General features: G+C 62.1%; 7 protein-coding genes and 2 tRNA genes. 2 read left to right on the top strand and 7 right to left on the bottom strand.

The annotated features are described in order from the left end of the window. Window positions 1-680: 680 nt before the first annotated feature. Both G394_RS20210 and G394_RS0110530 read left to right on the top strand, forming a co-directional pair. Window positions 681-4676 carry a PAS domain S-box protein gene (locus G394_RS20210; RefSeq protein ID WP_084435536.1) on the top strand — a complete coding sequence of 1332 codons (3996 nt, stop codon included), beginning with the start codon at window positions 681-683 and terminating at the stop codon, window positions 4674-4676. A gap of 689 nt (window positions 4677-5365) precedes the next feature. Further along, window positions 5366-6220 (top strand): pirin family protein, encoded by an 855-nt coding sequence (locus tag G394_RS0110530; protein WP_028577620.1) that lies wholly within the window; start codon window positions 5366-5368, stop codon window positions 6218-6220. A gap of 83 nt (window positions 6221-6303) precedes the next feature. On the opposite strand, the gene G394_RS0110525 is transcribed toward G394_RS0110530, so the two are convergent. The 7 genes from G394_RS0110525 to G394_RS0110495 all read right to left on the bottom strand — a co-directional run bounded on the left by G394_RS0110525 (window position 6304) and on the right by G394_RS0110495 (window position 15624). Continuing rightward, window positions 6304-6379: transfer RNA gene (locus tag G394_RS0110525), tRNA-Thr, on the bottom strand. Window positions 6380-6469: 90 nt separating this feature from the next. After that, window positions 6470-7240 (bottom strand): hypothetical protein, encoded by a 771-nt coding sequence (locus tag G394_RS0110520; protein ID WP_028577619.1) that lies wholly within the window; start codon window positions 7238-7240, stop codon window positions 6470-6472. A gap of 447 nt (window positions 7241-7687) precedes the next feature. Next, a tRNA-Tyr gene (locus tag G394_RS0110515) sits at window positions 7688-7773 on the bottom strand. Between the two features lie 37 nt (window positions 7774-7810). Further along, window positions 7811-9406: a DUF3369 domain-containing protein gene (locus G394_RS0110510; RefSeq protein ID WP_028577618.1), complete on the bottom strand. Its 1596-nt coding sequence runs from the start codon at window positions 9404-9406 to the stop codon at window positions 7811-7813. A 25-nt stretch (window positions 9407-9431) separates the two neighbouring features. Then, on the bottom strand, window positions 9432-10967 hold the full coding sequence (locus G394_RS0110505) for a response regulator (RefSeq protein WP_084435535.1): 1536 nt from the start codon (window positions 10965-10967) through the stop codon (window positions 9432-9434). 18 nt (window positions 10968-10985) lie between these two features. Beyond that, window positions 10986-12551 (bottom strand): DUF3369 domain-containing protein, encoded by a 1566-nt coding sequence (locus tag G394_RS0110500; RefSeq protein WP_051307109.1) that lies wholly within the window; start codon window positions 12549-12551, stop codon window positions 10986-10988. A gap of 163 nt (window positions 12552-12714) precedes the next feature. Further along, complete coding sequence (locus tag G394_RS0110495; protein WP_028577615.1) at window positions 12715-15624, bottom strand: insulinase family protein; 2910 nt, start codon at window positions 15622-15624, stop codon at window positions 12715-12717. Window positions 15625-15740 lie beyond the last annotated feature (116 nt).

Here is a 15740-nt window from a genome sequence, read left to right as displayed (position 1 = left end):
CAAGACAAAGATTCGGCACATCCATTGACCGCGCCCCGGCATCCGTGCAGCGGCGTGGAGACGGCAAGCCATTGGAAACATGCGACAACCACCTCCCCGTTTCGTCAGCAGAGCACGTGAAGAGTCGTCGCACAAAAGGCGAGATTCATTCCGGGAAATGACCAGATGGGGACTCCCGTGCAGACATGCCACGCGGACTCGCCAAGAAGGACCTTCCACGGCGACGCCCCGCTGCGGCGTGAGGGGAAAAGGAGCTGAACCGGCCGCAAGGACGAGGCTACAGACTCATAGCCACAATGCAATTCCCCAATGGCTACTTGAAAAATTTCGTGTCTTACGGCAGACTGAAATCGCAACTATTTATATTTTTTAATCATAACGACATATTGTCAGGCAACGCTCCGGCCGCCGCCATATCGGTCGGCATGTCGCGCCCACCGTCAGACGCCTGAACCCTTGAGGGATGCATGACGTCCGATGACCAGATGGCCGGCGACGAGTTCACCTCGGAGTCGACGGCATTTCGACCGCCTGCGGATGGTCTCGCGTGAACGCAGCGTGGCCGATACCCACCGTCTCCGAATGCTGCCAGCGTCCAAACAACCGTCTGCAAGGCGCACGACAGAACGTACAACGTCCTCAAAAAACAAATTCTCATCCACGTTTCCACTGGAGAATTTATGCCTGATTCAAAAAGAGTAGATAAAAAGAATACAATCCATGTAAAGGAAAACAACTCATGTTGTGATTCTTTTTTGGATTCATATTTTGATCAGGCCAACATCGATTGCCGTGCCCTATTCGATGCAATGGATTTTCCAGTATCGCTTCTCGATACAAATTTCAGATATCAATACGTCAACAACGCCTATGAAAAATATGTTGGAGTCCAAAAAAATCAGATGATCGGCAAGACTCCTGCCATAATTACCGGAGTCAAAGCCTTCGAGGAAACAATAAAGCCAAGAATTATCAAGGCGTTGGGCGGAGAACAGGTCTCCTTCTCCATATGGGTCGATTATCCAAGTATGGGAAGAAGATACATGGACGTGCTCTATGCCCCAAGAATTGTGTGTGACGGAAAAATAGAAGGAATTTTGAATATATCAAGAGACGTTACAGAACGTTACTTTCTTGAGAAAAGATCTTCTGCGATACTTGAAATCGCGTTCAGCTGTTTTTTTGTTGTAGATATGGAAGGCAGGATCCGTGAAATTAACGAACGCGGCACGGAAATGCTCGGGTACAGCCAGAAAGAATTCCTTGGAATGAGCATATGGGACATCGATTGCCTTGAAGATAAAGAAGCCTCGCTACAGCGCATCAAAGACATCGCAAGATTGAAACAGGTCCGATTTGAAACAAAGGAGCGGTGCAAGGACGGAAAAATCATAGATGTCGAGGTCAACGCCACCTTTGCCGAGCACGAAGGGGGCAAGATCTATGCCTTCGTGCGGGACCTTTCCCCCTTCCGGGAGAAAGAGCGGGAAATCCAGGAGAGCGAAGCCAGATTCAAGGCCCTGCACAACGCCTCTTTCGGCGGGATAGCCATCCATGACCAGGGCGTCATCCTGGACTGCAACCTCGGCCTGTCCGAGATTTCCGGGTACGCTGTCGAGGAGCTCATCGGCATGGACGGGCTAAGCCTCATCGCCGAAGGTTCCAGAAGCGAGGTCATGCGCAACATCATCACGGGTTACGAGAAACCCTACGAAGCATTCGGGGTCCGCAAAAACGGAGAGGAATACCCTGTACGCCTCGAGGCCCGCAACTTCCCCTACAAAGGCAGGCTGGTCCGCGCGGTGGAATTCCGTGACATCACCGAGATCCGGCGGGCCATGGAAGAACAGGCCGCTCTCAAGGCCAGGCTCACGGCCCTGTGGCATATCTCGCGCATGGTCGAGGCGGGCTATCGCGAACTCTGCAACCTGGTGCTCGAAGAAATTCAGACCCTGACGGGCAGCCAATACTCATTCTTCGGCTTTCTTGACGACAAGGAAAGCGACATGGTCATCCACTCCTGGTCACGGGAGGTGATGCACGCATGCGCGGTCGCAGAGAACCCCATCCACTTCCCCTTGGACAGGGCCGGAGTCTGGGCCAGGGCGGTGTCCGAACGGCACGCCGTCGTCATCGAAGACTACGACCAGACCACGGAGCGAAAGCGTGGACTCCCCCCGGGACACGTCCCCATCAAAAATCTCCTCTCCGTACCGATTCTCAGAGACAACAGGGTCGTTGCCCTCGCCGTGGTGGCCAACAAGCCATCGGCATACTCGCACGACGACATCAACCAGATCACGGCCTTCGTGAACAGCGCCATACTCCTGCTCGAACAGCGCCGCATCAAGAACGAACTGAAAGTCAGCGAGGAGCGTCTGTCATTGGCCGTGGAAATGGCTCACATGGGGCACTGGGAATTGGACCTTTCGACCATGACATTCGCCTTCAACGAACAGTTCTATTCCCTGTACGGAACAACGAGCGAACGTGAAGGCGGTTTTTTCATGTCCGCCGAGACGTACGCACGTGAATTCGTGCACCCCGAGGAGGCGGAACTCGTTGCATCGGAAATCGGGAAGATCAGAGCGGGAGTTTACGATAACCGCACGGCGCAGATCGAGCACCGCATTGTCAAAAGAGGCGGCGAGGTGCGCGACATCGTAGTGCGCTACATGGTGGTTAAGGACACTCGTGGGCAACAGATCAAAACAATCGGCGTTAACCAGGACATCACGGAACGAAAGCACGCTGAAGAAGCGCTGAAAAAAAGCGAGGAACGCTTTCGGGTCCTTTTTGAAAAGTCGCCAGACCCTTTATTCATCTGGCGCAAGGACGACACGCTTTTTGATGCCAACATGGCCGCGTGCACGCTTCTGGGATATGACCGCGACGAGCTTCTGCAACTCGCATTGACGGACATCCAGGCCCCTTCGGTTCGGGGAAAACTCGGGTCAACCGTGCTCACGGAGTTGAATCGACCAAGTTTCGAAGGCATTGACCTGCACAAAGATGGAACTGAAATCCCGGTTGAAGTCATCACCGTTCCCATCCAACTCGCAGATCAGGAATATGCGTTCTCTGCTGTTCGCGACATCTCGTCACGCAAGAATGCGGAAAAACTGTTAGCGGAAATCAAAAATGATTTTGAAAGCATCTTCGAAAATTCTCAGGTCGGCATCATGCTTTTACGGGGAGGAAGGCGTCTGGTCAGAGCCAATCAACGCCTGGCAGAAATATGCGGCTATGAATCCCCGGAAAGCATGGTTGGGATGAGCGTCCGCGAACTGCATGTCGACCAAGAGCATTTCATCGATTTTGGACGCAGATACTACGACAAGCTAACCCAAAAAAATCAGAAGCAAATTGACTTTCAACTCAAGAAAAAGAACGGCACTACGGTATGGTGCATGCTGTCCGGAAAAGCTCTGGATCCCACGGACCTGAACAAGGGCGTCATTTGGGTCGTGGACGACATTACCGACCGCAAGACCATGGAAGACCAGCTGATTCGGGCCAGGCTGGAGGCCGAAGCCGCGAACAAGACCAAAAGCGAATTCCTGGCGAACATGAGCCATGAAATACGCACCCCACTCAATGGCATCAGTGGCATGATGCAGCTCCTGCAGACAACCGACCCGGATCAGGAGCAGGCGGAATACATCGACATGGCCATCCGTTCAACGCACCGCTTGACGAGGCTCCTCACGGACATCCTGGACATCTCCAGGATCGAGACGGGAAGGCTTGAGTTCGAACGGCGGGAGTTCCGCGTCTGCGATCTCGCGCAGTCGGTTTCCGAACTCTTCGACATCATCTACAAGGAAAAGAACGTACCCCTGCTGTGCCGAATCGACCCGGCCACGCCCGAAGCCCTCATCGGCGACGAGGCGCGGGTTCGGCAGATCCTGTTCAACCTGGTGGGCAACGCCTTCAAATTCACCGACCAGGGTGCCATCACCCTTGAAATTTACCCCATCGCTTCACCGAGGTCCAACGACATCCGCATCGCCTTCTCCGTCCATGACACGGGCATCGGCATCCCGGAGGACAGGCTCAAGGATCTCTTCACCCCCTTTGTGCAGGTCGATGCGACGTACAGCAAGGCACACCAAGGCGCCGGACTCGGCCTGGCCATCGTCAAGCGCCTGGTAATACTCATGGGAGGGCATATAGTCATGGACACGTTGCCCGGCGAAGGGACGTCCGCCCATGTGATCCTGCCCTTCGGGCGCACCGGCACGGCAATCCCGCAAAATGACGTGCAGTCGAACGAGGCCGCAAATGGCCTCCCGTCAGGCAATGTCCTGCTGGTCGAAGACGACCTTTCCAACCAGTTCTTCATGCGCAAGCTTCTGGAAAAGGCAGGGGTGCGCCCGTCCACGGCAGAGAACGGACTCGAGGCAGTCGAACGATGGGAATCAGGGAATTTCGACTGCATCCTCATGGATATCCAAATGCCGGTCATGGACGGAATCGAGGCGACGAAGACAATCCGGAAATCAGGAGCCGGCGCAAAAGCCAACATTCCCATCATCGCCCTGACCTCGTTCGCCATGGCCGGAGACCGGGAGAAATTCCTCGCCTCCGGCATGACCGACTATCTCAGCAAACCCGTCCACCTGGACGATCTCAGGGACGCCCTCGACAGGGTCATGAAGCGCACGAAAAAATGACGGCTCGCCGATGCGCATCCGGTTGGCGTACGCCGGAATCTCGCCGGCGATCTTCAGGTTGAACCACCCTTCCTTCTTGATGGTGTATGCGGCCATGGTCAGCGAACGCATCGTCATGTCCGCTTCCCGGCAGGTCAGATCAACGCACACGCTGACCGGCCCGAGAGAACGAAGGTACGCGTCCTGCTCAGGACTCTGTTGCAAAGCGAATCCTGCTGTAGCAGTAAACAAAAATGCGGCCATGCCCTCCGCCACTATTTTCCGCACGATATTCCACCTCATGTTTGGCATGGGAGAAAGCTAATAGACTTCATGAACAAACTGAATAGGAAACCTGCAAATCGCATAAATTTTCAAATACCAGACTGAAGCCGAAAGGCCCCGGCATCAACAGGACCGGACAACGGACAATGGGTCTCATGCTCGACCTGCACGCGTGTCTGTGCCGAGACAAAGAGAAGAAAAGCCGCGGTGCATGATCGTTGACGCGGCATCGGATCAGGGCGGGGACGAGACAGCGACAGGCCACGAAGCCCCCATCAACGCAGTGGCGCGCAAAGGACCGCCCCAGGGCCAGCGGAAAGGTCGCCGGACGCGGCGCCATGACGCGGCACGGATGGGCGGGCATACGGCCCACAGGGGGAACAGGGATGCGCAATAGCGACGGCCAAAGGGCCGAAGGAGACACGATGAGAAGGGAAATCAGGCACATCTACCAGGGCCAGAAGGTGATCGAAGGCGCGGGCGTGACCCTGCGCAGGATGTTCAGCAGCAGGGACGCCGCGCTTTTCGACCCCTTCCTCATGCTGGACGATTTCCGCTCGGACCACCCGCACGAGTATGTCAAGGGCTTCCCCTGGCACCCCCACCGGGGCATCGAAACCATCACCTACGTGCTCAAAGGCGACGTCGCGCACGGCGACAGCCTCGGCAACAGCGGGGTCATTTCCGCCGGGGACGTGCAGTGGATGACCGCCGGCAGCGGCATCATCCATCAGGAAATGCCGCAAGGTGACGAGGCCGGGGCCATGCACGGTTTCCAGCTCTGGGCGAATCTGCCCGCGAGCCGCAAGATGATGCCGCCCCGCTACCGCGACATCACTGCCGACGCGATCCCCGAGGTCAGAACGCCGGAGGCCTCCGTCAAGGTCATCGCCGGCACCGTCGCAGGCGTGACCGGGCCGGTGGACGACGTGGTCATCGACCCGCAGTACCTGGACTGCGCCATCGCCCCGGACAGGGAATTCATCCTCCCGACCCGCAGGGGTCACACCGCCTTCGCCTTTGTCCACGGCGGCGACGGGACCATCAACGGCAGCGCCGTTGCCAACGGCACCCTGGTGCTCTTCGAGGACGGGGACGAACTGGCGGCGACAGCGGGCAACGGTCCCCTGCGCCTGCTGCTCCTGACGGGCAAGCCCCTCCACGAACCCATCGCCTGGGGCGGCCCCATCGTCATGAACACCCAGGCCGAACTGGACCTCGCCTTTCAGGAACTGCGTGACGAAACGTTCCTCAAGCACCGGATCGACGCCGCCCGCTGAAGTCAGGCCGCCAAAGAGGTGCGCCCTACCGTGCGCACAAAGAAAAAGGGGCCAGCTATTAAAAGCTAACCCCTTGTTTTTACTGGAGCCAGGAAAGAGAATTGAACTCTCGACCTACTGATTACGAATCAGTTGCTCTACCAACTGAGCTATCCTGGCGAAAACAGCGAAGTCGTAGCTATCCAAGGCGTGGACGAGCGTCAAGGGAAAAGTGGAGATCGGGCGCCTTGGTCTGTGGTTATTCTCTCGTCAATCAGTGATTTCCAGCGCGAAAGGCAGTTCCAGGGCTTTGCCGGCCCCCTGAAACTGGGCCCAGGCCTTGTAGATGCCGGGGCGCGGAAAGACGGCTTCGAAGGCGGCGGTGGTGGCGTTTTCGGCCGGGACCGGACGGGCGTGGAAAAATTCCTTTCCATCCGCGCTCAGGATGACCAGATCGCCCGAGGCAATGTCCACATCCGTCAGCGGGGAGCCGTCTGGCTGGATCAGGCCGAGGTCTATCCGATGGGCGGTCGGCGTCTTGTGCACGGCGATGTCCGCGCCCAGGGTTTCGCTCACCACCCTGCCCGGCACGTGTACCTCAAGAGGCAGCGGGGCCACTGCATCGCCAGCGATCTGCAGTTCGGTCATGGCGGTAACGGGCCAGCCGCCCAGGGGCGTGAGGCCCAGATAGACGAAGTAGGTTCCCGGCACGGGAAAGGTCAGGTTCATGGTGAACACGCCCCCTGCCCCCATGGACGGCCGCATGAGCGTGAACACGTCGAGCCCCTGGCGGACGATGGCCAGTTCCGGGGCGCCGGCCGGGTCCAGATCCGTGACGGTGGCCCCGTTCGGGTCGGCCAGCGTCAGATCCAGGCGGACGGGCGCGTTGGCACCGGCCGGTGCCGGATCGCAGGCGACATGCAGCTGGTACTCGCCATAAACGATCCCGCGCGCGCCGTGCACGGGTTCGGCATATCCCGCCGTCGAGAGCCCGGAAAAGCACAAAAGAAGCGCAACAACGAAGAGGGTGCGTACGAACATGGGAGGCCTCCTTTCGCGCGAAAATCACATATCCGCGGGATTTCGTCCAGCCTCGGGCGCGCAATCGGGCAGAATCCCCTTGCCGGACGCGATGCACGGAATCGGCGGCCACTGCCGCGTTTCACTTGTCATGACGCATTGCGAGCGGCGTCATTGCGAGGAGTCTTCGACGAACGGGTCGGGTTATGCGCGAGCAATCCCTGGCGTGAAATGATGGAGATGGACTGCAGCGCTGCGCTCGCAGTGACGCTGGCGGTCAGCCTGCACGACGCGGAAAATTTGCCGCACGTGATGCACACAACTGGGCGCAGGCCGCACGCGACATCTTCGCACCGCGCATATGTCGGGATACGGATCCCTCCGACCATGCCCGCACGCGCTTCAGGCCGGAGATCATTGCGGGGCGCACAAACGAAAAAACCCGCTCGAAAGCGGGTTGTGGTCGGCTGGTGGAGGGGGGAGGATTCGAACCTCCGAAGTCGTTCGACGACAGATTTACAGTCTGTTCCCTTTGGCCACTCGGGAACCCCTCCAGGCAGAGGGGCTTGATAGGTGAACGAGACTGCACGGTCAAGATTTTTTTTCGCTCTCCCCCATTTCAACATCCCGGCTCTGCTGAAGAATGTTCTCCCGCAGGGCCAGGAACTCCTGCCGGTGCCCCAGGAGCAGGTCCACCATGACCGGGTCGAACTGGCGGCCGCGCTGTTCCCGGAGGTGGGCCAGCGTATCCTCCACGCTCCAGGGCTTTTTGTAGACGCGCTCGCTCAAGAGCGAGTCCATCACGTCCACCACCCGCGCGATGCGGCTGAAAATGTGGATGTCCTCGCCCGCCAGGCCCGCCGGGTACCCGCTGCCGTCCCAGGACTCCTGATGCTCCAGGGCGATGCGCGCGGCAGCCTGCATGATGCGGTTCCCGGAACGGTTCAGGATGTCGAATCCCAGACGCGGGTGCTCCTCGACGATACGGCGCTCAACCTCATCCAGGGGGCCGGTCTTGAGCAGCACGCGGTCGGGGATGGCGACCTTGCCCACGTCGTGCATGGGCATGGCTAGGCGCAGCAGTTCGCAGTCGTCCTCGTCGAGGCCGGCTTTGCAAGCCAGCAGGTGGGCCATTTCGGCCACGCGGTGCACGTGCAGGCCCTCGATCAGCGCCCGGTTCTCGACCACCTCGCCCAGGGTGAAGATGACCTCGCGGTGGGTTTCGGTCATCTCGCGGTTGAGCAGAAGGTTCTCGAAGGCCACGGCGGCGTTGGCCGCGAAGATGTGCACGAGGCGCTGTTCCAGTTCCGAGAGGCAGCGTTTGATCCGCAGGAAGAGGACATGGCGCGACCCGCTGTCCATGCCGAAGCAGCCGGCATAGCACTCGTGGTCGAACAGGCAGTCGTCGGCGCCGACCGCCCTGCGGACCAGCTCCAGCTCCTGCCCGTCCAGGGCCTCGCTGGCCAGCCGGGACTTCATGTCCGAAAAATCGCCGGTGCCTGCGATGATGACGAAGTCGTCCTCCCTGTCCCGGGCCGCGAATCCCGAACCCGCGCCCAGGTACATGGAGCTTTCCTCCAGGCGCAGGAGCGACGTCATCTGAGTCAGGACGCCGCGGGCGAAACGCTCCAGGCTGTTCGTGCGAAAGAGATCCGCCGAGGCGGTGATGATGTCCTCGAGGCCCTGGCGGCTGCGGTCGATGGCCTGCAGGTCCCGGAAGGAGCGGATGCCCGTGGTCACGGCGGTGAAGAGCTTCTGCGCCGTGAGTTCGGATTTGTTCTTGTAGTCGTTGATGTCGTAGTCGATGATGACCTGCCGTTCCGGAGCCTGGCCGGGCTGGCCCGTGCGCAGGATGATGCGCACCAGCCGGTTGCCCAGCGCCTCACGCACGTGGCGCGCCAGATCGAGACCGGCGTGCGGCGTCTCCATGACGACATCAAGCAGCATGACCGCCACGTCGGGGTTGTCGTCCATGACCCGGCGGCCCTCCTCGGCGCTGTATGCGCTCAGGAAGACAAGGGGCGCGCCCTCGAATTCGTAGCCGCCCAGGACCATGCGCGTGATGCTGTGCACTTCCTCCTCGTCGTCGACGATGAGGAGCTTCCAGGCGTCCTGCCCCCGCGCGGGAGCGGCGACGACTTCCTCGTCCGCGAACACCAGGTCGTCGCGCAGGTCGTGTCCGGTCATGAACCCTCCGTGTCCCGTCGGGCGTCTAGTCCGGGTAGGTGGCGCGGATGGCCAGCAACCCGTCGATGTTCGCCAGGAAAATATCCACAAGACGCGGGTCGAACTGCCGCCCCTGCTGATCCCGCAGGTAGGCCAGGACCTCGTCCAGGGGCCAGGCCTTCTTGTAGACGCGGTCGCAGGCCAGGGCGTCGAAGACGTCGGCCAGGGCCGTGATGCGGCCGAAAATGTGCGTTTCGTCCTCCACCAGCCCGTGCGGGTAGCCCGTGCCGTCCCAGCGTTCGTGGTGCTGCAGGGCGATGGTCGCGGCCGTGCGCATGATCCGCCGCGGCGAGTTCTTGAGGATGGAGTGACCGATGACGGTGTGGGTCTTGATGATGTTGAACTCCTCCTCGGTCAGCTTGCCCGGCTTGAAGAGGATGGAGTCGGGGATGCCAATCTTGCCGACGTCGTGCATGGGTGAGGCCATGCGCAGGAGTTGGGCCTTGTCTTCGGACAGCCCGGCCTTGACGGCCAGGAGGTAGGAGTATTCAGCCACGCGCTTGACGTGCTGGGCCGTCTCCTTGGAACGCGTCTCCACGACCTCGCCCAGGGTCAGCACGACCTCGCGCTGGGTGGCCACGATCTCCTCGGTCAGGAACAGGTTGTTCAGGGCCACGGCGATGTTGCCGCCAAGGATGTGCAGCAGGCCCTGCTCCATCTCGTTCAGGGGGCGGCCGAAGGAGGCGTAGAGGACATAGTCCTGGTCCGTGTGGCTGTTGTAGAAGCCTGCCGCGAACTCCTTTTCCAGGACATGCAGACGGCGCTGCGCCGATGTGGCGCAACACAGTTCGAGCATGCGCCGCGCCGGCCCCGAAAAGCCGTCGCCTGGGTCGAACAGCCCCCGGGACTCGAAGACCTCGACCCGGCCTTCCCGGACCGTCCCGACCAGGCCGAACTCGGAGCACGACAGGCCGGCGCAGCGGCCCGTGCGCAGGATGTGCTCCAGCGCGAGCACGAAGAAGTCCTGCACCGCCTTGACCGCGAACAGTTCCGCCGACGCGGCGATGATGCCCTGCAGCCCGATCCGGCTCTGGTCGATGGTCCGCAGGTCGTTGAAGGAGCGGATGGCCGCCGTGATGGCCGTGAACAGGCGCTGCTCGCTCAGCTCAGCCTTGTGCTTGTAGTCGTTGATGTCGTACTCGGTGATGACCTTGCGTTCGGGCGCCTGGCCCGGCTGACCCGTGCGCAGGATGATGCGCACGAAGGAGTTGGCCGCCTCCCGGCGGACATACCGCGCGAACTCCAGGCCCGCGTTCTCGGTCTCCATGACCACGTCGAGGAGAATGACCGCCGTGTCCGGATGCTCGTCCAGGAGCATCTTGGCCTCTAGGGCGGAATAGGCGTGCAGGTACTGCACGGGCGTGTTCTGGTAGCGGTAGTCGCCCAGGGTCAGTTCGGTCACCTTGTGGACGAAATCGTCGTCATCCACGATCATGACCTTCCACGCGCCATTGCCTTCCGACGATGCCGGCGGCGTCTCCTCCGCGAAGCGGACTTCATCCATCATGTCGTCGTTTCTCATGAACAGGACCCCGTCGGTTCAGTCGGGAAATTCGTTGCGCAGGGCGGTGAAGGCATCCAGGTCGCCCAGCAGGATGTCGACCATGCCGGGGTCGAACATGCCGCCCCGCTCGTCGGCGATGTAGTCTCGTACGCGCGGCAAGGGCCAGGCCTCCTTGTACACGCGGCGGGAAAGCAGGGAGTCGAAGACGTCCACCAGGCAGGCGATGCGGCCGTAAGGATGGATTTCCTCTCCGCGCAGCCCCCGCGGGTACCCCTGCCCGTTCCACCGCTCGTGGTGCTCGTGGGCGATGACGGCTGCGGCCTGCATGATGGGCCGAGGCGACCCCTTGAGCATCTGGAAGCCGATGCGGGTGTGCGTCTTCATGACCTCGAACTCCTCGGTCGAAAGGGGCCCGGGCTTGAGCAGGATGGAATCGGGAATGCCGATCTTGCCCACGTCGTGCATGGGCGAGGCCAGACGCAGGAGTTCCGCGTCCTGGGCGGCGAAGCCGAGGCGTTCGGCCATGAGGCGGCAACATTCCGAAACCCTGCGCACGTGGCTCGCCGTTTCCTTGGACCGGGACTCCACGCACTCACCCAGTGTGAAGATGATCTCCTTCTGGCTGTTGGCCAATTCCAGGCCAAGCTGCATGTTGTCCATGGCCACGGCCACGTTGCGGGAAAAGACCTCGACCAGTCGATGCTCGAAGGGACTCAGCGGATGGTTCAAGCGGAAATAGAGCAGGTTTTCCCCGCCTCGTCTGGAACGGAAATACTGCACGAAATGGTCGCGGGTGAACTGGCTCGACTTCTCCCGCACGGCCGTCCGCAGGGCGTCCAGCACGTCGAGGGACAGGCTGCAGGCCAGGCCGATCCCACAGTGGCTGAACTCCCCCGTGCCGGCCAGCACGGCTATGTCCCCGTCCTGGACCGTGGCCGCGAAGCCGGAGGGCGAATGCAGGAACAGGCAGTCCTCGTTGACGCGCAGCAGCGAGCTCATCTGGTCCAGCACGCCGCGGGCGAAAAGCTCCATGTCGCCGCGCTGGAAAAGCCCGCGCGTGGAGGAGATGATGAGTTCCAGGCCCTGGCGGGTCTTCTCGATGGCGCGCAGGTCGTTGTAGGAGCGGATGGCCGTGGTCACGGTGGAAAAGAGCTTCTGGGCCGTGAGTTCGGTTTTGTGCTTATAGTCGTTGATGTCGTAGCGGGTGATGACGTCGCGCTCCGGAGCCTGGCCCGGCTGCCCCGTGCGCAGGATGATGCGCGCCAGCCGGTTGCCGAGCTCGCCCCGGATGAACTCCACCAGGTCGAGGCCGGCCTGCCCCGTCTCCATGACCACATCCAGGAGGATGACGGCGACGTCGGGCTCGGCGCGCAGGATCTCCGCGGCCTCCCGGCCGGAATAGGCGCTGAGGAAGGACAGCCCCCGGCCCGAGAAGGTCATGCCTTCCAGCACCATCCTGGTGATGACGTGCACTTCCTCCTCGTCGTCGACGATGAGGAGCTTCCATCCGGGCAGCGCCCTGAAGCCGGCGGCGTCGGCTTCCGCGGCAAACAGCAGTTCGTCGGAGTGCGCGCCAGGGGAGGAGTGGGAGATGTCGTTCATCGGTTCACCGCGTTTGAGGTCTCGTCCGCCTTGGGCCGGCGGATTCAGTGTGACCCTCATGCCACGCGAACCGACATTTATCAAAACCTTTTTAAAACCTGACGGATGCCGCCGCAACGGCGCAGCGGCGCAGTCCCGCCTCCTCCGGGCCCGATCGATCTTCCTAGAGCAGCTTCAGCTTCCTCGGCAGTTCGAGCCCCTGCAGGCCAGCCCTGGCCAGAGCCTCCTCGCCGGACATGACGCAGACCAACCCCGAGGCCGCGGCCTCGCGCAGGAGCGTGCCGAAGGAGCGCAGATGGCCTTCTTCCGTGGCCAGCACCTCGTCGCGGATGCGCTGACGCGTCGGCGTGGTCACGCCGGCCATGTGCTGGGTCATGGCCGTGAAGCCCTTGGCGTCGGGCAGCTGGTAGGGGTCCAGGTCGCCGGAGGTGCCGATGATGGCCTTGAGCAGTTCGCCCCGGTCCAGGCTGACGGTCTCCAGGAACTTGCCGCAGCCGTCGAAGGCCGCCAGGGTGGAGGCGATGTTGGGGTCGCGGTAGGAGCCGAAGCTCATGAGGCCCGTCAGGCGGCCGTAGCTGCAGAAGCCGCCATAGGCCCCGCCCAGGACGCGCACCTGCTCCCAGAGCCAGGTCGTGCGCAGGTATTTCGAAGCCACGAGGCTGGAGCCGTGGAACCCGTACCCGGCCGCGTGCAGGTCGCAGACCTTGCCGACGTAGTTGACCTGGGCCGGGATGATCAGGGCCTCGTGCTCCGCCGCGGCCGGGCCGGACCAGACCGCCCGCTCGGCCACGCCGCCGGGCAGGCCGGCCGCGAATTCCCGGAAGCGCTCGCAGTGACCGGCGAGCATGGACTCGTCCATGGTCAGGTTGACCACGGCGCAGCCGCGCCGCACCACGGCCCGGCGCAGGGTCTCCAGGTCGTCCAGGACGCCGTTCCAGTCACCGTCGATCCTGCCGGCCAGTTCCCGCAGGAAGAGGAGACTCTCGACGCCGCCCATGCGCTCCTGCAGGCTGTCGGCCAGGTTGAAGCGCGACCGCAGCCGCAGGCCCACGAAATGATGCCCCGAGGGCACCAGCGCGTGCTCCAGTCCCGCCTTCTCCTCCAAGACCATCTGCCGGAAGCGTTCGCGGTCGTCGAAGCGGGTCCGGGTCAGGGCGTCGCCCACGATGCCGAGCATGTCCCCCACTCTCGCGCCCACGGCCTTGGCGCGCACCACGAGCCGGGCCACGGGGTCTGGCCCGCCCTCGCGCTGGGTCAGGAGGGTGCGGGCGTAGACGCCGCCGGTCTTGCTGTTGATCCGCTTGGAGAAGGACACGTAGTCTTCGAGGTCCGTGCCCATCTCCGTCAGGGCGCGGCCGAAGAGGGGCACCAGGGGGATGAGCCGCTCGGGCACGGCGCCCAGGTCCAGGGCCAAGTCCAGGTAGCAAATGTCGTTGGTCGGCAGGTCGTGCAGCAGGGCCGTGGCCCCGTCCCAGTCGCGGGCCTCGGTGGGCACGACGCGCACCTCGGGGTCGATGTCCTCGCGCGACAGGCACGGCAGGGTCGCCAGGGCCTCGGGGGAATCCGGGGTCTCCTGCATGCGCCGCAGCTGTTCCGTACGGCGCACGAGCTCCTCGTCGCCCAGGTCGGCGCGGGCTTCGCGCAGGGAGCGGATGAGCGCCTGCTCTTCGTCGTCGACGCGGGCGGCGTAGCCTTCCTCGGGTTCCAAGACGACAACGGTGTGGTGCGGGTTTTCGAGGATATGACGGCGGATGAGCTCCTCGAAGACCTTCTCGCCACGGGCCAGGCGGTCCTTGAGTGCGGCCAGTGGCTTCTCGAAGGCCACCAGCTCCAGGGGGTCCAGGTCGTAGAGCCAGGAGCCCAGGGCCCGCAGCATGACGATGAGGCCGCGCGGGTAGGAGCCGGTGTTGTTCTCACGCAGGTCGAACTCGGCGGAGTTGATGCCGGCCTCGATGAGGTCGGCCTCGAACCCCTTGTCCACGATGTCCTGCAGGGTGGAAAGGATGAGGGCCTTCACGGCCTCGAAATTCTCGGGCAGCACGCCCTTCAGGCCTACGGAGTAGTACATCTGGGCCATCTCGTGCTCGACTCCCGCGCCCGTCAGGTCCTCGCCCAGGCCCGACTCGATGAGGGCCTTGCGCAGGGGCGAGGCGTTCATGCCCGTCAGCAGGCCGTCGAGGATCTTGCAGGCCAGGACCGTCTCGGGGTCCTCCTTGCCGGGCAGGAGCCAGTTCATGGTCAGCATGCCCAGGGCCTCGTCCTCCTCGCCCATGGCCTCGAAGCCCTGGCACACCTCGCGCGGGCCGTCGAAGGCGGGCTGCAGGCCGACGGACGAATCCACCTCCAGGGCCTCGAAGCGGTCCAGGTACTCGCGCAGCAGTTCGAGGCGCGCCTCGGGGTCGTCGTCGCCGTAGAAGAAGATCCAGGCGTTGGACGGGTGGTAGTAGGTGCGGTGGAACCGCGCGAACTGCTCGTACGTCAGGTCCGTGATGGCGCGGGGGTGGCCGCCCGAGTCCAGGCCGTAGGTCGTGTCCGGGAAGAGGGACTGCTGGGACTGCTCGGCCAGCTGCGAGTCGGGCGAGGAGTAGACGCCCTTCATTTCGTTGTAGACCACGCCCTTGACGGCCAGTTCCGCATCCGCGGCCGGAAGGTCCAGGTGCCAGCCCTCCTGCTCGAAGATCTCGGGGGTGATGCGCGGGAAGAAGACAGCGTCGAGGTACACGTCCGTCAGGTTGTAGAAATCCTTCAGGTTCTGGCTGGCCACGGGGTAGCACGTCTTGTCCGGGTAGGTCATGGCGTTCAGGAAGGTCTGCAAGGAGCCCTTGAGGAGGTCCACGAAGGGCTCCTTGACCGGGTACTTGCGCGACCCGCACAGGACCGAGTGCTCCAGGATGTGCGCCACGCCCGTGGAGTCGGCCGGGGGCGTGCGGAAGGTGATGCCGAAGACCTTGTTCTCGTCGTCGTTTCTGACCGAGAGGATGCGCGCACCGGTTCTGTCGTGGACGTAGAGGTCGGCCTGGGAGGCTATCTCCGGGACATGCGTGGAGGAAACGAGGGTGAAACCGGTGGGCATGGGTGCTCCTTCATGGTGATTCGCTTATTGTGCGCAGTTGCTGTCATACACGGCCAAACCGCTTTGCAGACACGAAGGCTTTCTGTAAAGAGCGAAGCGGCAAAGTCAACCTGAAC

The organism is Desulfomicrobium escambiense DSM 10707, from assembly GCF_000428825.1.
Taxonomy (GTDB): Bacteria; Desulfobacterota; Desulfovibrionia; order Desulfovibrionales; family Desulfomicrobiaceae; genus Desulfomicrobium; species Desulfomicrobium escambiense.
This window is presented reverse-complemented; position numbering and strand designations above follow the sequence as displayed.

Coding starts and splice junctions, on each gene's coding strand:
- G394_RS0110500 (WP_051307109.1), bottom strand. CDS start 12,551: ATGAACGACATCTCCCACTCCTCCCCTGGCGCGCACTCCGACGAACTG.
- G394_RS0110510 (WP_028577618.1), bottom strand. CDS start 9,406: ATGACCGGACACGACCTGCGCGACGACCTGGTGTTCGCGGACGAGGAA.
- G394_RS20210 (WP_084435536.1), top strand. CDS start 681: ATGCCTGATTCAAAAAGAGTAGATAAAAAGAATACAATCCATGTAAAG.
- G394_RS0110505 (WP_084435535.1), bottom strand. CDS start 10,967: ATGAGAAACGACGACATGATGGATGAAGTCCGCTTCGCGGAGGAGACG.
- G394_RS0110530 (WP_028577620.1), top strand. CDS start 5,366: ATGAGAAGGGAAATCAGGCACATCTACCAGGGCCAGAAGGTGATCGAA.
- G394_RS0110495 (WP_028577615.1), bottom strand. CDS start 15,624: ATGCCCACCGGTTTCACCCTCGTTTCCTCCACGCATGTCCCGGAGATA.
- G394_RS0110520 (WP_028577619.1), bottom strand. CDS start 7,240: ATGTTCGTACGCACCCTCTTCGTTGTTGCGCTTCTTTTGTGCTTTTCC.